The following is a 24,439-nucleotide window of genomic DNA, read 5'->3' as shown; positions in this document are numbered from 1 at the left end:
TGCGGAAGCCGTGCAGCTTTTTACCCGAAAGCATACGACAAATCGTGTGTCGGACTGGCAGGTCTCCTGGCTCTCTTCCTTAGTCCGCCTTCCCATGTTGCTGGCAACACAGTGGCAATGGTGAAATGGACTAAGCCTTTATTGAAGATGACAGTTGCGGGAACAGCGCAGGATTCACACCTGCTTCCCTTTTAAGGCCATAAAACGAAAGTCTTATAACCACCAATCTGAGGCAAAGGTAAGTACTAATTATGAATTGTTGAAGGTTAAATTGCTAAATGGTTAAACTCTAACAAAGAAAATACACGTAAGACCAAATGCGAATAACTATTAACGAACAACCAAACTTTGAAGCTGCCTAAAGAATTCTATACCCGGCCCGATGTAGTGGGAATAGCCAAAGAACTGATCGGGAAGTATGTTTACTCCCATATTGATGGCATGTTAACGGGAGGCATGATCGTGGAAACGGAAGCTTATGCCGGGGAAAACGACAGGGCCTGCCACGCACACCTGAACCGTCGCACTCAGCGCACCGAGATCATGTACAACGAGGGAGGCGTGGCGTATGTATACCTGGTGTACGGTATCTACAACCTCTTCAATATCATCACCAACGAAAAAGACAGGGCAGATGCCGTGCTGATAAGAGCCATTGAACCGGAAGTAGGAGTGGAGGAGATGCTGCTCAGGAGAGGTTTCGAAAGTATAAAGCCCAACCTCACCGCTGGCCCCGGCGTGACAAGTGTAGCTTTGGGCATTAATAGAAAACACTACGGCGAAGACCTTACCGGCAACACCATCTGGCTGGAGGATAAAAGTATAAAACTGCCAGAGCAAAGTATAGCTGCTGGCCCACGTATTGGTATAGATTATGCCGGCGAAGATGCCCAACTGCCCTGGCGTTTCTGGGTGAAGGGGAATAAGTGGGTGAGCCGAAAGAAGTAGCAAATTTTGTTTGCCTATCTCTAATATTAGCAGCTACCTGCCTTATTCAGAAAGAATTCTGCCGCTGTTTTAGCTGAAGTATAAATTTTTGTAGCTACGGCTTATCCTCCCTTCTACCAAGATCCTTTCAGGATGACAACATGGTGCTAATGGTAATAAAGTTAAAGAGTGAAGGTAAAAAGTCTTACTCTTGAAAGTAGCAATATATTATTCTGAAAGGCAGTAGCTTATGGCGCGAGCGTCCTCGCTCGTGATTAGCTATAGCGTGGGCCTCTGGCCCAGTCAAGTAGCACTGTCCCGGCATCATTTGTATGAACCGGAAGAATCTCCACGCCAGTAAAAACAGATACGGCTACATCCTAATATAATGCAGTTGCACTAGACCCGACTTATAGCTTTTAGTATCTACCAGTTTGACTTGCTGCTCTGGAAACCCGCCCTGGAAAAGCCGGATGCCGTCGCCTAAAAGTATAGGGATAATGGAGATGATGTACTCGTCGATGAGTTGGTGCTGGAGCAGCATTTTTATAACCTGCCCCCCGCCATCACAGAAAATAGTGCCGCCTTCTTCAGCCTTGAGTCTAGTTACCAGTTCTTTAATGTCGCCGGTATAAAACTTAACCTTACCTTTTGGCTCTTGTGGTGTGCGTGTAATAATGTAGCAGTCTTTTTTTGCGTGCGGAAAACCAACTCCCATACTTAGCACTTTATCATAGGTCCGTTTGCCAAGTATAATAGTATCTACTGTTGCTATAAACTCGCTGTAGCCATAGTCTTCGCCTTCAGTTTCTACTATAGAGAGCCACGACAGGTCATCGTCCGGTTTGGCAATGTAACCATCCAGGCTCATGGCAATGTAGAGAGTTAGTTTTCTGGGTTTCACAGTTTTTGGAGAAGAGGTAACTATTGGCTATGCGTGGACATAGGGTTGTCTGCACTATATCTGTAGTAGGTTAAGCAAATATAACCGTATAACTTTAACTCAATATACAAAGTATCTTTCATACCTGCGCTATCCACTCGGCCCACAAAAAAGAGCCACAACATTGCTGCTGTGGCTCCTTCTTCTAAAGTTTATACTTTACAGAATATGTTTCCGCTGTTCCCGATCCTGTTCGTTGTCGGTGCGGCCCTGTGGTGTCTGCTTTTGGTTAAGCTTGGTATCCGTCTTATCACGGGCTAAACTGTTGCTTGTGTCCTTTGGGTTGCTTTTACCTTTGTCTGTTAATTCAGACTTTTTATTCTTATCCTGATTTTTCATGATCAATTAATTAAAGTGAGGTCAAATTATTCCTCAGTGTCTGCTTTGCCTTGTTTGCCGCTGTCTTTGCGGGTGCCACCAGCATTAGACCAACCTTTGCCCTGCGAAGACTTCGACTGCTTATTGGCTATATTGTCGTTGTCTGTCTCAGCAGCAGGGCGGCTTTTATTAAGCGACGCCTGAACGGCTAGTCTGTTTCCTTTTTTACCATCCTCAAACGATTTTGCAGGGTTACTGGCAAAGCCATGAAACTCCAGGTTGCTGTTCTTTTGTCCTTTCATTGTTGTTTTCAATTATAGTGAAACATGTATCAGGCTATGTGCCCAGCTTGGTATTTCTGTTTTAGTTATGAATGACGCTTGCCTGTGCGTTTGTGGCTCTGGCTGCCGGCTCTGGCATGCCCTTTTGCGTCGCCGTGCCAACCTCGGCCCGGGCCACTGCTAATATTAGATGTACTGTTGGCTTTTGATGTTGGTATACTGCTTTGCGAGCTCTGTTTTTGCTGGTTACCCAAGCCGGACTGTAAGCTGCGAGATGAGTTGTTTGTGTCTTGTGTCAGTTTGTTTTGATTGGTGATTTTTTCTGTCTTCATAGTAAGCTGGTAAAATAAAACAAAGGCCCGACAAATTGCCGGCCCACCAACTAGTGTACGAAGCTAAGAATGTGTTGTTCAGGAAAATATACGCGAACTATGCCTTTTGGCAAACCAGGGCCACCGGTTTCTGGTGCATATCGGTGGTAAAGAAAAGGTAAATATCACCGCCCTCTTTTATGCCTGTTTTGCGCCGGATTTCAGCAACCGGCTCCGGGAAATTGCGGACTGTGATGTTTGCTTTTTTAGCCGGTAAGTAGCGTAATAACTCCTTTTTGTTGTAGCGGCTAACAGCTATACACCTGAAGCTACGCCCCGGAAAATCGGGCACAAGTGTAGCAGAAGTATAAAGGTGGCTGTTAGGGTGCAGTTTGCTAAGGTTATACTGCTGGCCTAAAAACCTGAAAGCGCCTGCTTTAAGTATGGCTGCATTGGGCTCATACACAAATTGTTGCGGGTCTGTGTAATGCGGAGTGGCGGCCTCCTCAGCGGTGCGGGTAAAAGTTATACTTTGCGTGGCTTCCTGTTGTAAAATGTTTACTGCTGTAAGGGGCACTTCTGTTGGCACCGGGGCATCAGGCTGTAGTAAGTATAAAACCTCTTTCACCTCGTTCTGCACAGCCACCACCCATACCTTGCTCACATACCTAAGTTCCTCCAAAGCCTGGTCTATGTCCAGCATAGGAGATGTTTTTAGCAATACGGTTTTTGCTTTTTGTAGTAACAAGGGTAGCAAGTGCAGTACATCTGGTTCGCAGTCCTGTAACAGGTGCAGTTTTTCTTCGCGGTTACCTCGGCGTGCGGGATCCAGGTAAATAACGTCTGCATGGCCTGTATAGGCGTTTAAAAAATCCTCGGCAGTTGTATGTATACTTTGGATGTTATCAGCGCCAAGCAGCTTAAAGTTATGCGCCGCAATTTGCTGCAGTTCTTTGTTCTGCTCCAGGTGCATTACCTGCTTAAAGCATTTAGCAAAGTATAAACTGTCTACTCCAAACCCACCGGTCAGGTCTATAAGTGCATAGCCTTTAACAACAAAAGCTTTAAAAGCAGCCGTGGTCTCAGAAGAACTTTGTTCTACAGAAAGGGTAACCGGAAACACTACATCGGGATTTTTGGTCCAAGTAGGTAGCTTATTTGCAGCTTTTTGCCTGGCCTGTATCTGCTGTACTAACTCCAGCACAGGCAAATGAGGGAAACGCTTTGCCTGCAGCATGAGTGCAGCCGGATCGTGGTGCTGGTGCTCCTGTATAAATTGCTTTTCTTCTGGTGTAAATAAGCGCATTCCGGGTTTTTATGTGTAAATCCAGGCAAGTCCAAAGGTACGGATTTATACTTTTAGTTATGCACAGACCAGACTTATGCTACAAAGCTAGGATGAGTAGAAAATGCTTTTAAACAGCAGGGGTGAAATAGCATTAGAATATTGTTTATCTTTTTAGTTAAAACAATAAACAAAACTACGGGGTTATGGTTCTTATGAAAGTAAGTGACTTAAATGTTTAATCAGATAAAGTTGAATGCTATGAAAAAGAACCTAAGAATATTATTGCTAGCAATTTTGCCTACTATGTTTTTAGCTGCCTGCGACGACGACGATGATTTGGATTTGCTCGAAGATAACGCACAGGTAATGGTAATACATGCTTCACCAGATGCGCCAGCCGTAGATTTGTATGTAGATGATGCCAAAGTAAATACCTCAGCACTTAACTATCCGGGCAATACTGGTTATTTAGATGTTGAAGAGGGTACCCGTAATTTTAAAGTAACTCCTGCTGGTGCCGGTGTAGGAAGTGCGGTTATTAATGCAAACGTGCCACTGGAAGAAGACCAGGCATACAGTGTATTTGCTATAAATACAGTTAGCAACATAGAAGCCCTAGTTTTAGAGGACGACCTGACCGAGCCTGCATCCAATATGGCGCACGTTCGTTTTGTGCACTTGTCGCCCGATGCGCCAGCTGTTGACATCGCAGTTCAAAATGGCCCTGTTCTTTTTTCTAATATCGCCTTTAAAGGAAGCACTGCATTTACGCCTGTTACTGCCGGTACTTATACGCTGGAGGTAAGGCCTTCAGGCTCCACAACAGCAGTTCTAACGCCTCTGGTGCAGCTCAGTAGTGGCGTTATTTACACTATATTCGCTAAAGGTTTTCTTACACCGCCAGCCAATAATAACAATACGTTAGGCGCCGAAGTGATTATAAACAACTAACCTTGCCTGTGAAGAAGACTACTATAACAGCGCCTGCCTAACAGCAGGCGCTGTTATTTTTATGTTATTTAAATGGATATCAGTGTGCTTTGGCAAAGTATAGTTGAACTTGCGCAACAAAATATGTAATTTTGTGTTTTATCTGAAAAAACTTGATAATGATTGATACACAGCTTAAGTACAAAGTAAAAGACATCTCGCTTGCAGAGTGGGGACGTAAAGAAATTAGATTAGCTGAGGCAGAAATGCCTGGTTTGATGGCTATTCGTGAAGAATACGGCCCAAGCAAGCCACTTGCCGGTGCGCGCATTGCAGGCTGCCTCCACATGACTATCCAGACAGCGGTTCTGATCGAGACGCTGGTAGAACTGGGTGCTGAGGTTACCTGGTCGTCATGCAACATTTTCTCAACGCAGGATCACGCTGCCGCGGCCATTGCTGCTGCAGGTATTTCTGTTTATGCATGGAAAGGTATGACTGCCGAGGAGTTTGACTGGTGTATTGAGCAGACTTTATTCTTCGGAGAAGACCGCAAGCCGCTTAACATGATCCTGGATGATGGTGGCGACCTTACCAACATGGTATTCGATAACTATCCTGAGCTTGCTGCAGGCATCAAAGGTCTGTCTGAAGAAACAACTACTGGTGTTCACCGCCTGTACGAGCGTATGAAGAACGGCACGCTGGTAATGCCTGCTATTAACGTAAACGACTCTGTTACCAAGTCTAAGTTTGACAACAAGTATGGCTGTAAAGAGTCTCTGGTAGATGCGATCCGTCGTGCTACAGATGTGATGATGGCTGGTAAAGTAGCTGTTGTTGCTGGTTACGGTGATGTTGGCAAAGGTTCTGCCGCTTCGCTTAGAGGTGCAGGTGCCCGTGTAATCGTTACTGAAATCGATCCGATCTGTGCATTGCAAGCTGCTATGGACGGCTTTGCTGTTAAGAAAATGGTTGATGCCGTAAAAGAAGCTGATATTGTGGTAACTGCTACAGGTAACAAAGACATTATTGCAGAAGAGCACTTCCGTTTAATGAAAGACAAGACCATCGTTTGTAACATCGGCCACTTCGATAACGAAATTGATATGGCATGGTTAAACAAGAGCTACGGTCATACAAAAGATGTTATCAAGCCTCAGGTAGATATGTACAACGTAGAGGGTAACGATATTATCGTTCTGGCTGAAGGCCGTTTAGTAAACCTTGGTTGCGCTACCGGTCACCCATCTTTTGTGATGTCTAACTCTTTCTCTAACCAAACGCTTGCTCAGTTGGAGCTTTGGACAAACGCTGATGCTTACGAAAACAAAGTTTATACTTTGCCTAAGCACCTTGATGAGAAAGTAGCCCGCCTGCACCTTGCTAAAATTGGTGTTGTGCTGGATGAGTTGTCTCCTGACCAGGCGCGTTATATTGGCGTGGAAGTAGAAGGCCCATACAAGCCAGAGTACTACAGATACTAATTAGTGTTTAAAGTATAAAAAGAGCCGGTGCAGTTTGCTGTACCGGCTCTTTTGTTTTTATAATGAGATATAGATTAGTAACTATCGTTTCATATGATATTGAACCTGGACATCAGGGTTTTTTTATAAGATTTACCGATTGGTACATCACCTTTCGCAAATACAACAGAGTTTTCTTCCAAAGCCTCTATCTTATCAAGGTTGGCAATGTATGACCTGTGCACACGCACAAAGTTCTGTTGCGGAAGTTTGCTCTCCATATCTTTTAAGGTAGAGCTTACAAGATACTTTTGGTCGGCGGTTACAATAAAAGAGTAGTTATCGTAGGCTTCTACCCAAATAATTTCGCTGTAATGCACTTTAATAATGCGGTGCTTTACCTTTACAAAAATATAGTCAGCTGCTACTTCCTGTTCCTTTGTGCTTGCCGGCGAGCCGTTTACTTCTCTATCCTCGCGGTGTCCGCTGTCGTGTTTATACAGCGCTATTTCAATGGCAGATCGCAGGCTCTTTTCATCAAAAGGCTTTACAAGGAAACCATCAGGCTCTGTTTTCTTGGCTCTGTCTATGGTAGCATGGTCGGCATAGGCTGTCAGGTAAATAAACGGTATATCAAACTCTTGCCTTATTCTATGTCCGATGTCCACACCATCCTGGTCGCCTCCTAAATTAATGTCCAACAGCACCAGATCCGGCTGTGTTTCCCGGATTCTGTCAATTGTGTCCTGTCCTGAGTCTATTGCGCATGTAGTATAGCCTAGTTCTTCCAGGCTCGCTGCAAGATCCTCCGCAATTATGACTTCGTCTTCTGATATAAGAATTTTGGGTTTTGTCATAGCTTTAGGTTCTTACGAAAAAAAAAGAATTAGGATGGTAAAACAAAATACAATATTGATTTAGTGCCATTGTTGTTAATAAAATGTATTTTCCCATTAACCTTTTTACTAAGTGAGGACACTAATTGCAAACCAAATGAATGTTTCATCTTTTGGTCGAAGTCAAGAGGTAAGCCCCTTCCGTTATCGCTTACGGTTAAAATGTAACGGCCGTTCTGCTGTGGCTCTAAAACAATGCGCAACAGGCCTTTAAATTCAAAATCTGGAAATGCATACTTTAAAGAGTTGGAAACGAGTTCATTTACAATCAATCCCAATGTAATTGCCGTATCTATGTCTACTTTAATAGAGGGCACCCTAAGTTCTAGGTGTATTTGCTTCTCTGTTGCGCCATAGGCTTCGTAAAGGCTTTCGCAAATTCCCCTAAAGTAGTCTTCCAGGTCTATTTCCCCGAGATCGTCGTGGCGGTAAAGGCGTTCGTGCAATATAGCCATAGAGCGAACTCTGCTTTTGAGGGCACGCATTACATCGGTTGCCTGTGGGTCTTGTACATGGCGGGCCTGCAGGTTCAGCATACTGATCACGATCTGCAGGTTGTTTTTTACCCTGTGATGAATTTCCTGCAGGAGCATTTCTTTTTCGCGGTTTTTACGCTCCAGCAACCGGGTACGGTGGTTTACACGCATCTCTAGCAGGGTATTCATTTTTACAAGGCTCCGCTCTCGTAACTTTACTATACTAAGTACAGCCCCTGCTATAACCAGTAGCAACACACCAATGAACCACTCCCTGCGCCAGATAGGAGGAACGATCGAAAAAGTATAGGTTAAAGGCTTGGGTGTCCAGTAGCCATCGTTGTTCTGTGCAAGCAACTCAAACTTGTAGTTGCCTGGAGAAAGATTAGGGTAAGTGGCATAAGACTGGTCTGTTGCCGCTGACCACTGGTCCTGATACCCCATTAGCCGATACTTATACTTTACCTGCTCAGGCCCCGAGAGGCAGATAGCATGAAAGTCGAAGGTTAGGTGGTTTTGGGTATGTGGCAGCCGCAAATCAATAGGCAGGTTTGTTAGTGAATCCTGTGTGTAGCCCAACTGCTGCCAGTTAGTAGGTTTCTGATACAGCATGATCCTGTTAAGGGCTACAGCAGGGTATACTTTATTCCGCCGGTCAAGGGTAGGCTCATATTTAGTCAGGCCTTTAGTTGTGCCAAACCAAATGCTGCCGTCAGGGGTTTGCGCAATGGCGTTATGGCTTATTTCTATTCCCCTGAAGCCGTTTGCGCCGGAGTAGCTCCTGTAGCTAAGTTTCTGGTGTTGGCGCAGCTGAGGCAGTAGCAGTTTTAAGATGTTGCGGCTAGTACCTACCCACAAATTGTCATTTTGGTCTACAAACAGGCCTTTTATACCTTCGTTGGGCAATCCTTCGTTCTTTGTGAAAAGTTTTGGGCTGTCCCATTCTTCGTTTAGCACAGCAATGCCGTAATTAAAGCCCCCAAAGTATAAAACGCCATACTTGTCTTCAGCAATAGAGGTTACTTCTTCCAGTTGGAACTGCTCCAACTCAGGTGCTTTTACAATATTGCCATTCTCGAGTTTATACACGCCGCTGGATGCAGCGATCCATACCCGGTTTTTAATATCCCGGTGCATATGATAGATTCTGCCGGCAGATAGCACCCCTGGCAACTCATACTTCTTAAACTTGCCTTTAGCGTAGCATACTAAACCGTTCGCGGTTGCTATCCAGATGTTACCGTTATCATCAGGCATGCACTGAAATACCTCGTTGGCAGGCAGGCCGTTTTTAACGGTATAATGTGCGGTGCCGGATGGAGTAATATGCCATGCACCTATGCTGGTGGCTACCCAACTGGACCTGTCGTCGAGCAAAGTTATGCGGTGTACTGTAGTGCCTTCCGGCCAGGGCGGCTTAAAATTCCAGTTTAACCTTCCGCCCTCCATGTATGCAGTTGTGCCTTCGTCGGTGCCTAACCATACACGGCCTTTGCTATCTTTGGTCAGGGCCGTGATACGGGGTTCACTTAGTTCAGTAAAGTCAAAATAATGTACAAACCACGGCGATGTAAATTGTTGCATGCCGTATCCGTTGGTGCCTATCCAGATGTTGCCCTCCATATCGGCTGCAAGCGTGTTAATTCGCTTTGACCTTAATCCATTCAGCCTGCCAAAATAGGTGTACCTCTTTCCATCATACTTTATCAGGCCATTTTGTTTAAGCCCTATCCATAGGTTGCCATACGTGTCGTGCAAAAAAGACGATACTACCATATCGGGCCGGTTTATAGGGATTCTGAAATGGCGCAAAGAACTATCAGTAAATCTTGCCACCCCTTCTTCTGTCCCTATCCAGAGATCTCCGTTGTTTTGATGATACAAGGTTGTTACCCTGTTGCTGGGCAACACGCTGTTTTCTGTAGTGTAATGGTGAATACCTGCTGTAGTTACGCGGTGCAAACCATCTGATTGACTGCCTGCCCAAATGGTGCTGTCTGGCGTTACAACAACAGAGGTATAAGTTTGAGCAGGTAGTTGGGTATACTTTGAGAATGAGCCGTTGATATAGTAAAACAGGCCGGCTTCTGTTGCAACCCATATGCTTCCCTGAACACCCTGAGTTATGTCGTAAATAGTATTAGCGGTTAGGCCCTGTGCCTTACCGTATATTTTAAACCCGTTACCATCAAATTGCATCAGACCGCGGTCAGAGCTGCCTATCCAGATATTATTTTGATTGTCCTGGTGAAGCGCAGATACGTTATTACTGCTCAGGCCGCTATCTTTGGTGTAAGTATAAAATTGTTTTCCGTTAAAGCGGCTTACACCACCGCGCGTAGCAATCCATAAATGTCCGGTATGATCCTGAATGATATCGTTTACCTGTGATTGAGGAAGCCCCTGCTCTAATGTCCAGTTACGGAAATTATACTGCTGTGCCATAAGCTGTGTACTGTGCAGCAGCCAAAGCGTGCAAATAAGCACAACAGCAAATAAAGGGCGTTTATCCATGGGGTGGCAGCACGCGTACGGCTATAGTAAGTTAGGTAATAAGAGCACAAATATGTATTGTACTACATAATAGTGATTTTGTTACCTTTTAAACCTGCTGTAACATAAGTTTTTAGCTATAAAAAAGCGATATTTGCACCTCATGAAATTTTAAGTACATCCCGATCCATGCAAGTAAAGCTGTCTGTTACTATTATAACCTTTAACGAAGAGCAGAACATAGAGCGTTGCCTTAAATCGGTAAAAGGCGTTGCTGATGAGGTGATAGTAGTGGACTCACTATCTACTGACAAGACTAAGGAAATATGCCTGAGTTATGGTGTTACGTTTGTAGAGAGGCCGTTTACAAGCATGATAGACCAGAAAAACTACTCCCTCAGCCTGGCTACACATCGTCACGTGCTGTCCCTGGATGCTGATGAATCGCTTACAGCAGAACTCAGGCAATCAGTTTTAAAGGTAAAGAACAACTGGACAGCTGATGGCTATAAACTAAACCGCCTGACTAACTACAGAGGGCAATGGATAAAGCACTCAGGCTGGTACCCGGATCGTAAACTTAGGCTTTTTGACAGAACTAAAGCGCACTGGGGTGGCCAGAACCCACATGATAAAGTAATACCTGAACCAGATGCAAAGATAGAAAACCTGAAAGGGGACATGCTCCACTACTACAGCTACAATGTAAAACAGCACCTTGACCAGATAAACAGGTATACAGATATTTCTATGCAGGAAATGTGGCTGAGAGGTAAAAGAACATCCGTGCTGGCTATACTTGTAAAACCTCCATTCCGGTTCTTCAGAACTTATTTTCTGCAGCGTGGCTTTTTAGATGGTTTTAATGGCTTTTTTATTGCCGGTTTGTCAGCCTATACTGTATTTCTAAAATACGCCAAACTATACCTGGCACATAAATCTGGCGGACCTGACGAAGTATAAACCTGTAGCGCATTTATTTAAAATCTTATGATAACAGGCATATCTGTTGTAATTCCCAACTATAACGGCGTTCATCTTTTCAAGCATACATTGCCAACGGTGGTAGAGGCGCTGCAAAACGCCGGTAAGCCATCTGAGGTTATAATAGTGGATGATTGCTCTACAGACGATTCTGTAGCCTATCTGCAACAGCATTATCCTGAGTTCCGGTTGGTGCGCAACAGTGTGAATAGCGGCTTCTCGGTTACGGCTAACAATGGCATAAAAGCGGCTAAGTATGATAAAGTACTGCTCCTGAACAGTGATGTAAAGCTAACGCCTGATTATTTTGCAAGCCAGTATAAGTACTTTGATAAGCCAGATACATTTGGCGTAATGGGCCGCATTATAGGCTGGGACGATGATAAAATACAGGACGGTGCCAAGTTTCCATACTATCACGGTAGTAAGATAAAAACATCGGGAAACTACCTGCTTAAAGACGAAAAGCAGATGCAGGATGGTTTATACTCAATGTACCTTTCCGGGGCCAATGCGTTTATCGATAAAGAAAAATTTTTGCTGATAGGCGGCTTTAACGAGATTTTCTCTCCTTTTTATGTAGAGGACTACGAACTGTCATTACGGGCATGGCGCCTGGGCTTTAAATGCTACTATGATTACAACAGTGTTTGCCGCCACCAGGTATCTACCTCTATCAAGTCTAAAAGCAAGAAGAAGTACGTAAACACTATTTACGACCGCAACAAAATGTTTCTGCATGCCATCCACCTGGAGGGAGTTCAGCGCCTGTTATGGTATCTTCAACTAATACCGGAGTCATTGGTAAGGATTTTCACGTTCAGGTGGCATTACCTCAAATCTCTGGCCATGTTCATGGGCTCAGCAGAACTGGTAAAGCAATCGCGGCATGATTTTGAAAGCAAGGCCATACTTTTAAAATCAAGACGAAGTATAGCCGATATCAAAGCCATTATACTTTCAAGTATAAAAGGCGAGAAAGTTATTTTGTAGTACTTATTCTTGCTTCGGCCTTTCAGTAACAATCGCTGCAAACCCGAAAGCAGTGCAATTGCGGAAGTATAAAATCTGTAACTCTTCCTGATAATTTGTTCCTGCATAAGGAGGCTCTTATACTGTATGTAATAAATTTTTTCTTGCTTTTTTTAGACGCTAATAAGCCTGATATAAACTTTTATCTGCCCTTTTGGTAAAAGTATAGTACGCTATGCATTCTTCAGAAAAAATCCGTAACATTTAAGAGGTATCTGTTGCAACCCTGAGGCGTGAAGCGAGGTATGTAATTAAAATTTCTATATTTGCGTATAAATACGCGATTGAGGACTTCACAAAAGTACAAAATCCAAGTTGATGAGCGAGCAAACAGGTAAACAGCTAAGTAAAGAGGAGAAAGATGCACGGTTCGAGGCCGAACTGCTGCCTGTGCTGGACCCTCTGTACAACTTTGCCTACAGGCTCACCTTAGACGAAGACGACGCCAATGACCTGGTGCAGGAGACCTATCTGAAAGCCTACCGTTTTTTTGACTACTTCGAGCAAGGAACTAATGCAAAAGCATGGCTGTTCCGAATCCTGAAGAACTCATTCATAAACGAGTTTCGGAAAAAGAGCAAGCAACCTGCCAAGGTAGATTACAGCGAAGTTGAGGGGTATTATAACTCCGAAGACGTTGAAGGTGAGGGTGGGGTGGCCTCTACTACAGATATGCGCACTGAAAGTGTGCAAGACCTGATAGGAGATGAAGTAGCCAGTGCACTGAACGCCTTGCCAGTTGACTTTAGAACGGTTATTATACTTTGTGATTTAGAAGGCTTTACTTATGAAGAAATGGCCAAAATACTGGACATTCCGATAGGTACTGTAAGATCGAGGTTGCACCGCGCCCGAAACTCTTTGAAGGAGAAGTTGGAAAAATATGCTAAAAGCATGGGTTATAACAGTTAGAAAGACATTAAGAGTTTTTAGTTAAGATGGAATCGAAATTTACAGAAGTTTACCAAAAAGGGCCCGACGACAGCTACGATACAGATTGTAGCAAAGTGTCAGAAATGCTGGACCTGATTATTGACGGCGAAGCCACCTCTGAAGAAGAGAAATATTTCAATACACACCTCGAAGAGTGTGTAAGTTGTTTCGAGAGCCATCAGAAACAAAAGCTTCTTAAAGGGATCATCAGCGGCCATCTCAAGCGCGTGATTGTGCCGGAAAGCCTGGCACTATCTATTAGAGCTAAGATTCAAGAAACTTTATAATCCCTAATGCAAGGCAAGATCATCATCTTTTCGGCTCCATCCGGTGCCGGCAAAACCACAATTGTAAAGCATCTGCTCAACATTAATCCAAAACTGAGCTTCTCTATTTCGGCCTGCACACGCGACAAGCGCGGCCGTACCGAGGAAAACGGAAAAGACTACTACTTTATCACGCCGGAAGACTTTAAGCAAAAGATCAAGAACGACGAGTTTGTTGAGTGGGAAGAAGTATATGAAGGCGCCTTTTACGGTACTTTAAAGTCAGAGATAGAGCGTATCTGGAAAAGTGGCAAACATGTAATTTTAGATGTTGATGTTAAAGGAGGCCTAAGTATAAAGCATTTTTACAGAGAGAGAGCACTCGCCGTTTTCGTAAAGCCGCCATCAGTAGATGAGCTGGCTAAAAGGCTAACCGCACGCAACACCGATTCAGCATCCAGCATTTCCAGCCGCGTTTTTAAAGCAAAATTTGAAATGGGCTTCGAAGACCAGTTTGATACCGTGATCGTAAACGATGACCTAGGCAAGGCTTGCCACGAAGCCGAAAAGCTTGTAAACGAATTTCTGAACTCCGAACCTGCCATCGTATGAAAGTAGGGCTGCTGTTCGGCTCCTTTAACCCAATTCACATAGGCCACCTTATACTTGCCAACTTTATGGCGACCAACACCGACCTTGATACGGTGTGGCTGGTGGTGTCGCCGCAGAATCCGTTTAAGCCCAGCAACACGCTTTTACACGAATTCGACAGGCTGCACATGGTATCGTTGGCAATTGCCGATAACCCGAACCTTGGTGTATCTAACATCGAGTTTAGCATGCCTAAGCCAAGTTATACCATCGATACGCTTACTTATTTACAGGAGAAGTATCCAAGTTATGAGTTTGTGCTGCTGATGGGGGAGGATAACCTGCCGCTTTTCCCGAAATGGAAGAATTACGAAAGTATACTGCAGTTCCATAAAGTTTACGTGTACCCGCGCTCTGGCTCCATTACCACAGAGCTGCCCGAAATGCCCAATATTACTTTTGTTAAAGCTCCTATACTTGATATCTCTGCAACCTTTATAAGGCAGTGCATAAAAGAGGAGAAAAGTATAAAATACCTGGTACCCGACGAGGTAGCAGAATACATCAAAGTGCACAAGCTATACCAGTAGGACCACAGATTAATAGTGATTAATGGGATTAAGTATGATTTACAGTTAGCTATACTTTAGTAAATCGTCCTTGATAAATCCGCCCTCTAATAATCAATCTAATCTCCGGTCATTACAAAAAAGAAAGCGCCCTGTAAAACTTACAGGGCGCTTTCTTTTTTATACTTTAGGAGAAGTCTTTTGTCCTTCGTCCTATTTATCTTTTGTCAAAAAGAATTAGATCGTCATGATCTCGGCTTCTTTCTTAGCCAGCAGTTCATCAATTTTCACGATGTAAGCATCTGTCATTTTCTGAACTTTAGCTTCTGCGTCACGCACAGCATCTTCGGAAGTACCTTCTTTCTGTAGCTTTCTTAAAGAGTCATTTACATCTTTGCGCACATTGCGGATGCTAATCTTACCGTTTTCAGTTTCGTTCTTAACCTGCTTTACCAACTCGCGGCGACGCTCCTCTGTTAGGGCTGGAATATTAAGACGGACAGCGTCAGCTTCTTGCTGCGGGTTTAGATTCAGGTCGCTGTTTTTGATGGCTTTGTTGATCTCGCCCAGCATGTTTTTCTCCCAAGGCTTGATAAGCAAAGTACGGGCATCAGGCGCTGCAATGTTAGCTACCTGAGAAATTGGAGTAGGATTGCCGTAATAATCAACACGCAAACCTTCTACCATGGCAGGAGAGGCTTTGCCCGCGCGAATTTTAGTAAGTTCTGAGCCGGTATGCTGTACCGCTTTTTCCATAGACTCCTCTGCTTCGCTGAGGTAAAACTGAATTTCTTCCGTCATATCAATTATCGCTTAAAAAAGTTCTGTTGAAACTATACGTATGGTTACGCTGCAAAAATATTAAATTTTATTTGTTTTGTTTTGCCTGCAGCTGGTCAACAGTTTCCTGTAAACCTTCGGCTATGTCGTCCATCGATACAAGCGTGCCAATCTCTTCGCCCTGCACCAGTCGTTTCAGGTTGCCCTGTGTGTTCATGTCAAATACGATAATCGACAAGCCATTTTCCTTGCAAAGAGTAAAGGCGGTCATGTCCATCACGTTCAGGCCTTTTTCAAACACATCCTTAAACGAGATGTTTCTGTAGAAGATTGCGTCCGGGTTCTTTTCAGGGTCAGCTGAGTAAATCCCATCTACGCGTGTGCCTTTCAGTACAACATCCGCCTCAATTTCGATGGCTCTAAGAGATGCCGCTGAGTCTGTGGTAAAGTATGGATTACCGGTGCCGGCACCAAAAATTACTACACGGCCTTTTTCCAGGTGGCGTACGGCACGGCGGCGAATGTAAGGCTCGCATACCTGCTGTATATTAAGGCCGGACAGCAGGCGGGTATAAACGCCAAGTTTCTCAAGAGCACTTTGCAAAGCCATGCTGTTGATAACTGTGGCCAGCATACCCATATAGTCGCCTTGCACGCGGTCCAGACCAACCTGCTCGGCCTGCACACCTCTAAAGATGTTGCCACCGCCGATAACTACTGCTACCTCAACGCCCAGCGCTGCCACTTCTTTAATCTCCTGAGCATACTGTATCAACCTGTTGGAGTCGATTCCGTACTGCTGTTCTCCCATCAGCGCCTCGCCGCTAAGCTTCAGTAATATTCTCTTATACTTCACGATCTATACTATTTTGTTATTAGTTTGGTCTATAGTTTCAGAGGGCAGACGGGTGCTGCCCAACTGGCAACACAAAAAAGTTAAAATAAAATCAATACCTGATTTTTTTCTACGTTCTGGCGAACCTGTACTTTGATCTCTTTCACAGTGCCGTCGCCTGGCGATTTCAGGATGTTTTCCATCTTCATGGCCTCCAGTATCAGTATAGGGTCTCCCTTTTTAACTTCCTGGCCCTGCTGTACCTTAATGTCAAGTATAAGTCCTGGCATCGGTGCCTTTACGTCGTTCACTTTGCTGGCGTTGGCATCACTCATGCCCAGTTTGTCAAGCAACAGGTCGAAACGGTCTTTAGCGCTTACAGTTTGCTTAATGCCATTTATCTTGAAAGTGAAAGTCTTGGCCTGATAATCAGCCTCTACCAACTCAGCAGTATAGGATTTATTATCCTTGATGATGTGGTACGTTTGAGGGCCAATTGGCTGGATGTCCCAGTTAAATGGTGTTCCGTTTAAAAGTATGGAGTCTTTTTGAATATCAACCTGCCATGTTTTGTCGTTAGCGGTTTTTATCTGGAGCATCGCGTGTATGTGGTTTTAGAGCTTAAAGATAATTGATTTCTCACAGTATTTTTAGAACTTGACTCCAAAATTAAAACAATCCATCATGAATCATAGGTTTTTAAGTGTAGTTGGCTTGACGGCTGCTATGGCTTTTACAACAAGCTGCAGTACAAACAAAGCTGCAGTAGACAGGTCAACTTCGAAAGTATCAACAGTAAAAACCACAACTGCTGCAACAGATAGTGTACCGGTCTGGGCCCCCAAAAAGCATGGTTTCAACCCATCCCGAACATTGGAGCACGACTTATTGCATACTAAACTTCGGGTAAGCTTTAACTGGGAGAAGCAGCACCTTAACGGTATCGCCGAACTTACGCTAAAGCCATACTTTTACCCGCAGGATAAACTTACGCTGGATGCAAAAGGGATGGACATACATGGCGTTAACTTGATGAAAGGGTATAACGGTACCCCGTTAAAGTTTGAATACGATGGCGAAAAACTCACTATCGACCTGAACAAGACCTACACCCGAACCGAAGAGTATACCATAGAGATAGATTATACGGCCAAGCCAAATGAACTGAAAGCAAAAGGCAGTGATGCCATACTTCAGGACAAAGGTTTATACTTTATCAATCCACTAGGCAAAGACCCGGATAAACCGAAACAGATCTGGACGCAGGGCGAAACAGAAGCCAACTCCGCCTGGTTTCCTACTTTTGATACGCCAAATGAGCGCATGACGCAGGAAATCTATATCACGATAGATCCAAAGTATACCACGCTTTCAAACGGGACTTTTATGTACTCGCGCCAGAATGCCGATGGTACTAAAACCGACTATTGGAAACAAGAGCTGCCACACGCGCCATACTTAACTATGATGGCCATAGGCGAATATGCGGTTGTTAAAGATAAGTGGCGAAACAAGGAGGTGAACTACTATGTGGAGCCTGCTTATAAGGGAACAGCCAAAAAGGTATTCGGAAACACGCCAGAGATGATGGAGTTCTTCTCCAAGAAGTTAGGTGTGGATTATCCTTGGGCAAAGTATTCGCAGGTGGTAGTGCGTGATTTTGTTTCCGGAGCGATGGAGAATACCTCAGCGTCTACCTTTATGGAAGACCTTCAGATGAACGAACGTGAACTGCTGGACAAAAGCTGGGATGGCATTATAGCCCATGAGCTTTTTCACCAATGGTTCGGCGATTATGTAACTACAGAGTCGTGGGCTAACCTGCCGCTGAACGAAGCTTTTGCGAACTACTCCGAATTACTGTGGGCAGAGCACAAGTATGGGGCCGACGAAGCTGCATACCTGCAATTAGATGAGTTGGGCCAATACCTGAATGAGTCGGAGACAAAACGTGAGCCACTCATACGATACCAGTATGGCGACAGAGAAGATATGTTCGACAGCCACTCCTATGCAAAAGGAGGTCGTGTGCTGCACATGCTGCGCAAACTAGTAGGCGACGACGCGTGGTGGGCCTCACTCAACCATTATCTTACAAAGCACAAGCATACAGCGGTAGAGGTGGCAGAACTGCGCATGGCCTTTGAAGATATAACCGGCCAGGACCTGATGTGGTTCTTTGACCAATGGTTCATGAAGCCGGGGCATCCGGAACTAAAGGTAAGCCATACTTTCCAGAACGGGCAGCTGAACCTGCGCGTGCAGCAACAGCAGGACACCACCTATATGCCTGTATACCGTTTGCCGCTAAAGATTGCAGTATGGGCAAATGGTAAACGCGCCGATTATCCAATTGTAATAGAAAAAGCAGATCAAAGCTTTACATTACCGGTCGTTGGTCAGCCACAGCTAGTAATTTTTGATGCAGAGCAACAGCTTTTGGCTACCATCGACCATGAAAAGTCAAAACAAGAGTTGTTGTATCAGTTTAACAATGCCAAAATGCTTGCCCCTAAGCTGGAAACAATGGTTAAGCTGCAAGAGGAACTTACAGATCCTGAAGTAATAAAAGTATTGCAATCTGCTTTAAAAGATGATTACTGGGTAATAAGGAGCACTGCGATCAATACATTAAGCAGGCTGGAGTCTGATAAGGCAGGTGCTGTAAAGGAAAGTATACTTAAAATGGCAAAGCAGGATAAAAAGAGAGCAGTTAGGGCAGATGCCATACTTGCGTTGGCCAACTGGGATGGAGAGAAGTATAAACAACTTTACCTGGATGCCATGACAGATAGCTCCTACACAGTGGCAGCAGCCGGAATACTTGGTTACGCGGGAACAAGAGCACCAGACACCATGGCAAAGCTGGCGCAGTTTGATAATGAAAAGGGAGAAGAGGTTGTATTAGCGCTATCAACATTCTATGCTGTGCAAGGCGGTCCGGAAAAGAATGATTGGTTTGTGCGGCAGGTAAAGCAAGGCAAAGGAGGGACGCTCTATTACCTGCTGCAGAGTTTCGGAGCATACCTGGCATCAAATCCGCAAACAAATACTCCTGAAACTATTGCTTTGCTTAAGGATCTGGCGCAAAACCATAATATTTATTACATAAGGGGAGCTGCTTATCAAACTTTAATGGTGATGTCGGATAAGCCGGAGGTGCAGCAAATTCTGACGGAAATAAAAGAGAATGAGAAAGATAAGCGACTGCTCGAAATGTATAACTAAGCAGCAGGAGTGAAGACAATAGAAAAAAGTGAACTTTTTTTTCAAGAATATTTGACAGGAAAGAAAAAGCGGTTAATTTTGCATCTCCTTAGAACGAAGAACGCTTCTGAAGCGAAAAGTTTGAGGGAGTAAGTTCTGCATATTTATTGCAAAATTAACTATCGGGGAGATTCCAGAGCGGCCAAATGGGACGGACTGTAACTCCGTTGTTGTAATGACTTCGCAGGTTCGAATCCTGCTCTCCCCACCATTAGATTTATGCCGGTAAGGCTTTTAGTAATTAAGCGGGAGTAGCTCAGTTGGTAGAGCGATAGCCTTCCAAGCTATAGGCCGCGAGTTCGAATCTCGTCTCCCGCTCTCTCAGAATTGAGGGAGCTGTATTTGCATTTGTAGTAAGTTTGTCAGGAATTTCATGTATATGGATTTCCTTTTTACTATAGGTGCAAACTGAAGTTCTTTAATGGGAAAAAGCCGACGTAGCTCAGGGGTAGAGTACTTCCTTGGTAAGGAAGGGGTCGTGGGTTCAATTCCCATCGTTGGCTCTAAGTCCGTTACGTGTAATTAAAAAGCGCGACATAAACTTAAACGTTTTAACCTTAATTTAATATCATACAATGGCTAAAGAAACATTTGACCGTTCCAAACCGCACGTAAATATCGGTACTATTGGTCACGTTGACCACGGCAAAACTACTTTGACTGCTGCTATTACAACTGTACTAGCTAAAAAAGGTCTTGCTGCACTTCGTGACTTCTCTTCAATCGACAACGCTCCTGAAGAAAAAGAAAGAGGTATTACTATCAATACATCACACGTTGAGTACGCTACAGAAAACCGTCACTATGCACACGTTGACTGCCCAGGTCACGCTGACTACGTGAAGAACATGGTTACTGGTGCTGCTCAGATGGACGGCGCTATCCTTGTAGTTGCTGCAACTGATGGTCCAATGCCACAAACTCGTGAGCACATCCTTCTTGCCCGTCAGGTAGGTGTTCCTCAGCTAGTAGTTTTCATGAACAAAGTTGACATGGTTGACGATCCAGAGCTTCTTGAGCTTGTTGAGATGGAAATCCGTGAGCTTCTTTCTTTCTATGACTTCGATGGCGACAATATTCCAGTAATCCAGGGTTCTGCTCTTGGTGGCTTGAACGGCGACGAGAAGTGGGTGAAAACTATCGAAGAGCTAATGGAGGCTGTTGATAGCTTTATTCCAATCCCAGCTCGTTTAACTGATCTTCCATTCTTGATGCCAGTTGAGGACGTGTTCTCAATCACTGGTCGTGGTACTGTTGCTACAGGCCGTATCGAGCGTGGTGTAATCAACTCTGGTGAGCAGGTTGACATCTTAGGTATGGGTGCTGAGAACTTAAAGTCTACAGTTACTGGTGTTGAGATGTTCCGTAAAATTCTTGACAGAGGTGAAGCTGGTGACAACGTAGGTCTATTGCTACGTGGTATTGAGAAAACTGATATCCGTCGTGGTATGGTTATCTGTAAGCCAGGTTCAGTTAAGCCTCACACACACTTCAAAGCTGAGGTTTACGTTCTGTCAAAAGAAGAAGGTGGACGTCACACTCCATTCTTCAACAAGTACCGTCCACAGTTCTACTTCAGAACTACAGACGTAACTGGCGAGATCATCCTTCCAGAAGGAGTAGAGATGGTAATGCCAGGTGATAACATCACTATCGAAGTGAAACTTATCAACGCTGTAGCAATGGAGAAAGGTCTACGTTTCGCTATCCGTGAGGGTGGTAGAACAGTAGGTGCTGGTCAGGTAACTGAAATCCTTGACTAATTATTGATATGTTACAGACCCGTTCTTAAAGTTTTTTAGGAACGGGTTTGTTTTCATAAAAGATTTGTATAAATTTGCACTCCATTTGATAAAAATGGCGTGCATTTTTTTACGGGTGTAGCTCAATTGGTAGAGTAGTGGTCTCCAAAACCATTGGCTGGGAGTTCGAGTCTCTCCACCCGTGCAATTAAAAAATAAGAAGCGAAGCAATGAGCAAAGTTACAAACTACATAAACGAGACAGTTGAGGAAATGAAGCAGAAAGTTTCGTGGCCTTCATATTCTGAATTGCAGAATAGCTCTATATTAGTACTTATTGGTTCGCTTATTTTTGCTTTGATAGTTGGTGCCATGGATTTCGTTTTTGATTCTGGCCTGACGTGGTTCTACAACCAGTTTTAATTAGATCAAGATGGCTGAATTAAAATGGTATGTAGTGCGCGCAGTAAGCGGGCAAGAGAAAAAAGCTAAGGCTTACCTTGAGAACGAAATCTTAAGACAAAACTTGGGAGAATATGTTCCACAAGTGCTTATACCTGCAGAAAAGGTGTATGAAATGCGTGGAGGTAAGAAGAGAATCAGAGAGCGCAATTTCTTTCCTGGGTATGTGTTGATTAACGCAGATCTTTCACATGGAGAGGCAGAGCATATTATCATCAGTACTCCTGGTGTAATTGGCTTCCTTGGTTCTAACGAGAAAGATGCCAGTAAAAAGCCGGTTCCATTGCGCCAATCAGAAGTTAACAGAATCTTAGGAACTGTTGATGAAGCAGAGGAACAGGCAGAAGTACTAGATACGCCATTTATTGTTGGAGAGACTGTAAAAGTAATGGACGGTCCGTTCAGTGGTTTCTCAGGAACAGTAGAGGAAGTATTTGAAGAGCGTAAGAAGCTTAATGTTATGGTGAAGATTTTCGGAAGAAATACACCGGTTGAGCTAAACTACATGCAAGTAGAAAAAGAATCGTAGTAAATAAATAATGGCAAAGGAAATAAAAGGTTATCTGAAGCTTCAGATAAAGGGAGGTGCCGCGAATCCATCGCCACCGGTTGGACCTGCACTTGGTTCTAAAGGTCTTAATATCATGGAGTTCTGTAAGCAGTTCAATGCTAGAACCCAGGATAAGCCTGGTCAGGTGTTACCAGTATTGATTACAATCTATGCAGATAAGTCCTTCGACTTCGTGGTTAAAACTCCACCTGCTCCAGTATTGTTAATGGATGCTGCTAAAATTAAGGGTGGTTCTAAAGAGCCAAACCGTAACAAAGTAGGTTCAGTTACTTGGGATCAGGTTAAAGAGATAGCAGAAACTAAGATGCCGGATTTAAATGCTTTCAAACTGGAGTCTGCCATGAAAATGGTAGCTGGTACAGCAAGAAGCATGGGAATCACAGTGTCTGGTAAAGCTCCTTGGAACGAATAATTACAGTTAAAGGATAATGGCTAAGATTTCAAAAAATAGAAAAGCAGCTTTAGAAAAAGCTGACTTGACAAAAGAATATTCTTTAACAGATGCCGCTTCAGTAGTAAAAGAAATTACTTTTACTAAGTTTGATGCTTCTGTTGATATCGACGTTCGTCTCGGTGTAGACCCTCGTAAGGCTGACCAGATGGTTCGTGGCATCGTTACTTTGCCGCACGGAACAGGTAAAGACGTTAAAGTTCTTGCATTGGTTACTCCTGACAAAGAGCAGGAAGCAAAAGATGCCGGAGCAGACTACGTAGGTCTTGATGACTATATTCAGAAAATCGAAAAAGGATGGACTGATATCGATGTTATCATCACTATGCCTGCTGTTATGGCTAAAGTAGGCCGTTTGGGTAGAATCTTAGGTCCTCGTAACCTAATGCCTAATCCGAAGTCAGGCACTGTTACAATGGATGTAGCGAAAGCAGTAAAAGAAGTAAAAGCCGGTAAGATCGACTTTAAAGTTGACAAATTTGGTATCATTCACACTAGCGTAGGTAAAGTATCTTTCTCTGCTGAGCAGCTTGCTGCTAACGCTGCGGAAGTTGTTCAGACGCTAAACCGTTTGAAGCCGTCTTCTGCAAAGGGTACTTACATCAAGAGCATTACATTGTCAAGCACAATGAGCCCGGCCGTAATCGTTGACAAGAACGCAACTATCTAAGAACATGACCAGGGAAGAAAAAGAAATAATTGTAAAGGACCTGAGCGAGAAGTTAGCGAACACAAACTACTTCTATATTACTGATGCTTCAACTATGTCAGTTGCTCGTATCAACGCATTCAGGAGACTAGCATTCGAAAGAGGTATCGAGTACAAAGTTTATAAAAATAAACTAATCAAAAAGGCTCTGGATACTCTGGAGGCTGATACAACAGCACTTGAAGATGTTTTGAAAGGCGCTTCTGGTATCCTGTTCGGTACTGAAACAGGCAATGCCCCTGCAAAATTAATTCAAGATTTCAGAAAGAAGGGCAATGCACTTCCACTTCTGAAAGGCGCGTACATCGATGCCGGCTTGTATATTGGAGATGACCAGTTAGAGACACTGACTAAGATCAAATCTAAAGAAGAGCTTATCGGTGAGGTTATTGGCTTACTTCAGTCTCCTGCGAAGAACGTGGTATCTGCACTTCAGAGCAGCGGTGGCAAGTTAGCTGGTATCTTAAAAACATTATCTGAAAAAGAATAAATTCTAAAAACGTAATCAATAAGTAACTTTTAATTTCAATAAAAAATGGCAGATTTGAAAGCATTCGCTGAGCAGTTAGTAAACTTAACTGTAAAAGAGGTTAACGAACTAGCTACTATTCTTAAGGATGAGTATGGCATCGAGCCTGCTGCTGCTGCTCCAGTAATGGTAGCTGGTGGTGGTGCTGCTGAAGGAGGAGCCGCTGCAGAAGAAAAAACTTCTTTTGACGTAATCCTTAAGTCAGCTGGTGCTCAGAAACTAGCAGTAGTTAAGCTTGTAAAAGAGCTTACTGGTCTTGGTCTGAAAGAGGCTAAGGAACTAGTTGATGGCGCTCCAAAATCACTTAAAGAAGGTGTTGCTAAAGACGAAGCAGATTCACTAAAGAAATCTTTAGAAGAAGCTGGTGCTGAAGTAGAGGTTAAATAATCT

The 24,439-nt window shown here is 43.9% G+C and carries 27 protein-coding genes, 4 tRNA genes and 1 riboswitch; of the genes, 21 read left to right on the top strand and 10 right to left on the bottom strand.

Annotated features, from left to right (window positions below):
* Positions 1-39: 39 nt before the first annotated feature.
* Positions 40-242: riboswitch (cobalamin riboswitch) on the bottom strand.
* A gap of 106 nt (positions 243-348) precedes the next feature.
* Positions 349-948, top strand: coding sequence for a DNA-3-methyladenine glycosylase (locus K0O23_RS01745; protein ID WP_219875650.1), 600 nt, complete (start codon positions 349-351; stop codon positions 946-948).
* Positions 949-1,300: 352 nt separating this feature from the next.
* Here K0O23_RS01745 and K0O23_RS01740 read toward each other — a convergent pair whose 3' ends face one another.
* The 5 genes from K0O23_RS01740 to K0O23_RS01720 all read right to left on the bottom strand — a co-directional run bounded on the left by K0O23_RS01740 (position 1,301) and on the right by K0O23_RS01720 (position 4,086).
* Positions 1,301-1,831 carry a dihydrofolate reductase family protein gene (locus K0O23_RS01740; RefSeq protein WP_219875649.1) on the bottom strand — a complete coding sequence of 177 codons (531 nt, stop codon included), beginning with the start codon at positions 1,829-1,831 and terminating at the stop codon, positions 1,301-1,303.
* A 198-nt stretch (positions 1,832-2,029) separates the two neighbouring features.
* The gene (locus K0O23_RS01735; protein ID WP_219875648.1) at positions 2,030-2,209 is read right to left on the bottom strand and encodes a hypothetical protein; all 180 of its coding nucleotides are present in this window, start codon (positions 2,207-2,209) and stop codon (positions 2,030-2,032) included.
* Between the two features lie 26 nt (positions 2,210-2,235).
* Positions 2,236-2,490, bottom strand: coding sequence for a hypothetical protein (locus K0O23_RS01730; protein WP_219875647.1), 255 nt, complete (start codon positions 2,488-2,490; stop codon positions 2,236-2,238).
* Positions 2,491-2,555: 65 nt separating this feature from the next.
* Positions 2,556-2,801: a hypothetical protein gene (locus K0O23_RS01725; RefSeq protein ID WP_219875646.1), complete on the bottom strand. Its 246-nt coding sequence runs from the start codon at positions 2,799-2,801 to the stop codon at positions 2,556-2,558.
* A 97-nt stretch (positions 2,802-2,898) separates the two neighbouring features.
* Positions 2,899-4,086 carry a class I SAM-dependent methyltransferase gene (locus K0O23_RS01720; protein WP_219875645.1) on the bottom strand — a complete coding sequence of 396 codons (1,188 nt, stop codon included), beginning with the start codon at positions 4,084-4,086 and terminating at the stop codon, positions 2,899-2,901.
* Positions 4,087-4,326: 240 nt separating this feature from the next.
* Between K0O23_RS01720 and K0O23_RS01715 the strand changes: the two genes are divergently transcribed.
* Together K0O23_RS01715 and ahcY are read left to right on the top strand one after the other, a co-directional pair.
* Positions 4,327-5,019: a DUF4397 domain-containing protein gene (locus K0O23_RS01715; RefSeq protein ID WP_219875644.1), complete on the top strand. Its 693-nt coding sequence runs from the start codon at positions 4,327-4,329 to the stop codon at positions 5,017-5,019.
* A gap of 158 nt (positions 5,020-5,177) precedes the next feature.
* On the top strand, positions 5,178-6,485 hold the full coding sequence (gene ahcY, locus K0O23_RS01710; RefSeq protein WP_219875643.1) for an adenosylhomocysteinase: 1,308 nt from the start codon (positions 5,178-5,180) through the stop codon (positions 6,483-6,485).
* An 89-nt stretch (positions 6,486-6,574) separates the two neighbouring features.
* Here ahcY and K0O23_RS01705 read toward each other — a convergent pair whose 3' ends face one another.
* Both K0O23_RS01705 and K0O23_RS01700 read right to left on the bottom strand, forming a co-directional pair.
* Positions 6,575-7,321: a LytR/AlgR family response regulator transcription factor gene (locus tag K0O23_RS01705; protein WP_219875642.1), complete on the bottom strand. Its 747-nt coding sequence runs from the start codon at positions 7,319-7,321 to the stop codon at positions 6,575-6,577.
* A gap of 29 nt (positions 7,322-7,350) precedes the next feature.
* A complete protein-coding gene (locus tag K0O23_RS01700; protein ID WP_219875641.1) occupies positions 7,351-10,350 on the bottom strand; it encodes a ligand-binding sensor domain-containing protein in 3,000 nt (999 codons plus the stop codon).
* 168 nt (positions 10,351-10,518) lie between these two features.
* On the opposite strand from K0O23_RS01700, the gene K0O23_RS01695 reads away from it, so the two are divergent.
* The 6 genes from K0O23_RS01695 to nadD all read left to right on the top strand — a co-directional run bounded on the left by K0O23_RS01695 (position 10,519) and on the right by nadD (position 14,725).
* On the top strand, positions 10,519-11,292 hold the full coding sequence (locus K0O23_RS01695; protein ID WP_219875640.1) for a glycosyltransferase family 2 protein: 774 nt from the start codon (positions 10,519-10,521) through the stop codon (positions 11,290-11,292).
* 27 nt (positions 11,293-11,319) lie between these two features.
* A complete protein-coding gene (locus K0O23_RS01690; RefSeq protein ID WP_219875639.1) occupies positions 11,320-12,306 on the top strand; it encodes a glycosyltransferase family 2 protein in 987 nt (328 codons plus the stop codon).
* Between the two features lie 357 nt (positions 12,307-12,663).
* Positions 12,664-13,257, top strand: a complete 594-nt coding sequence (locus K0O23_RS01685; protein WP_219875638.1) for a sigma-70 family RNA polymerase sigma factor — start codon at positions 12,664-12,666, stop codon at positions 13,255-13,257.
* Between the two features lie 26 nt (positions 13,258-13,283).
* Positions 13,284-13,565 carry an anti-sigma factor family protein gene (locus K0O23_RS01680; protein WP_219875637.1) on the top strand — a complete coding sequence of 94 codons (282 nt, stop codon included), beginning with the start codon at positions 13,284-13,286 and terminating at the stop codon, positions 13,563-13,565.
* A gap of 6 nt (positions 13,566-13,571) precedes the next feature.
* Complete coding sequence (gene gmk, locus K0O23_RS01675; RefSeq protein WP_219875636.1) at positions 13,572-14,156, top strand: guanylate kinase; 585 nt, start codon at positions 13,572-13,574, stop codon at positions 14,154-14,156.
* On the top strand, positions 14,153-14,725 hold the full coding sequence (gene nadD / locus K0O23_RS01670; RefSeq protein ID WP_219875635.1) for a nicotinate (nicotinamide) nucleotide adenylyltransferase: 573 nt from the start codon (positions 14,153-14,155) through the stop codon (positions 14,723-14,725). Before gmk ends, nadD begins: the two co-directional genes overlap by 4 nt.
* A 216-nt stretch (positions 14,726-14,941) precedes the next feature.
* Here the strand turns inward: nadD and frr are convergent, their stop codons facing one another.
* The 3 genes from frr to K0O23_RS01655 all read right to left on the bottom strand — a co-directional run bounded on the left by frr (position 14,942) and on the right by K0O23_RS01655 (position 16,918).
* Positions 14,942-15,505, bottom strand: a complete 564-nt coding sequence (gene frr / locus K0O23_RS01665) for a ribosome recycling factor (protein ID WP_219875634.1) — start codon at positions 15,503-15,505, stop codon at positions 14,942-14,944.
* Positions 15,506-15,572: 67 nt separating this feature from the next.
* A complete protein-coding gene (gene pyrH / locus K0O23_RS01660) occupies positions 15,573-16,340 on the bottom strand; it encodes a UMP kinase (RefSeq protein ID WP_219875633.1) in 768 nt (255 codons plus the stop codon).
* 80 nt (positions 16,341-16,420) lie between these two features.
* A complete protein-coding gene (locus K0O23_RS01655) occupies positions 16,421-16,918 on the bottom strand; it encodes a biotin/lipoyl-containing protein (RefSeq protein ID WP_219875632.1) in 498 nt (165 codons plus the stop codon).
* An 85-nt stretch (positions 16,919-17,003) separates the two neighbouring features.
* On the opposite strand from K0O23_RS01655, the gene K0O23_RS01650 reads away from it, so the two are divergent.
* From K0O23_RS01650 to rplL, 12 genes are all read left to right on the top strand, one after another.
* Positions 17,004-19,547, top strand: a complete 2,544-nt coding sequence (locus K0O23_RS01650) for a M1 family metallopeptidase (RefSeq protein WP_219875631.1) — start codon at positions 17,004-17,006, stop codon at positions 19,545-19,547.
* 163 nt (positions 19,548-19,710) lie between these two features.
* Positions 19,711-19,797: transfer RNA gene (locus K0O23_RS01645), tRNA-Tyr, on the top strand.
* Between the two features lie 34 nt (positions 19,798-19,831).
* A tRNA-Gly gene (locus K0O23_RS01640) sits at positions 19,832-19,904 on the top strand.
* A 113-nt stretch (positions 19,905-20,017) separates the two neighbouring features.
* A tRNA-Thr gene (locus K0O23_RS01635) sits at positions 20,018-20,089 on the top strand.
* A 72-nt stretch (positions 20,090-20,161) separates the two neighbouring features.
* Positions 20,162-21,349 (top strand): elongation factor Tu, encoded by a 1,188-nt coding sequence (tuf, locus tag K0O23_RS01630; RefSeq protein WP_219875630.1) that lies wholly within the window; start codon positions 20,162-20,164, stop codon positions 21,347-21,349.
* A gap of 111 nt (positions 21,350-21,460) precedes the next feature.
* Positions 21,461-21,533, top strand: a tRNA-Trp gene (locus K0O23_RS01625).
* A 25-nt stretch (positions 21,534-21,558) separates the two neighbouring features.
* Complete coding sequence (gene secE, locus K0O23_RS01620; RefSeq protein WP_219875629.1) at positions 21,559-21,750, top strand: preprotein translocase subunit SecE; 192 nt, start codon at positions 21,559-21,561, stop codon at positions 21,748-21,750.
* A 10-nt stretch (positions 21,751-21,760) separates the two neighbouring features.
* Positions 21,761-22,318, top strand: a complete 558-nt coding sequence (gene nusG, locus K0O23_RS01615; RefSeq protein ID WP_219875628.1) for a transcription termination/antitermination protein NusG — start codon at positions 21,761-21,763, stop codon at positions 22,316-22,318.
* A gap of 10 nt (positions 22,319-22,328) precedes the next feature.
* Positions 22,329-22,772 carry a 50S ribosomal protein L11 gene (gene rplK / locus K0O23_RS01610; protein WP_187066935.1) on the top strand — a complete coding sequence of 148 codons (444 nt, stop codon included), beginning with the start codon at positions 22,329-22,331 and terminating at the stop codon, positions 22,770-22,772.
* 16 nt (positions 22,773-22,788) lie between these two features.
* Positions 22,789-23,481, top strand: a complete 693-nt coding sequence (gene rplA, locus K0O23_RS01605) for a 50S ribosomal protein L1 (protein WP_219875627.1) — start codon at positions 22,789-22,791, stop codon at positions 23,479-23,481.
* Between the two features lie 4 nt (positions 23,482-23,485).
* The gene (gene rplJ / locus K0O23_RS01600; RefSeq protein ID WP_219875626.1) at positions 23,486-24,010 is read left to right on the top strand and encodes a 50S ribosomal protein L10; all 525 of its coding nucleotides are present in this window, start codon (positions 23,486-23,488) and stop codon (positions 24,008-24,010) included.
* 45 nt (positions 24,011-24,055) lie between these two features.
* Positions 24,056-24,436: a 50S ribosomal protein L7/L12 gene (rplL, locus tag K0O23_RS01595; RefSeq protein WP_187066938.1), complete on the top strand. Its 381-nt coding sequence runs from the start codon at positions 24,056-24,058 to the stop codon at positions 24,434-24,436.
* Positions 24,437-24,439: the final 3 nt, after the last annotated feature.

This window comes from Pontibacter aydingkolensis (assembly GCF_019443125.1).
Taxonomy (GTDB): domain Bacteria; phylum Bacteroidota; class Bacteroidia; order Cytophagales; family Hymenobacteraceae; genus Pontibacter; species Pontibacter aydingkolensis.
The sequence above is the reverse complement of the archived record's forward strand: the minus strand, read 5'-3'. Positions and strand labels throughout refer to the sequence as shown.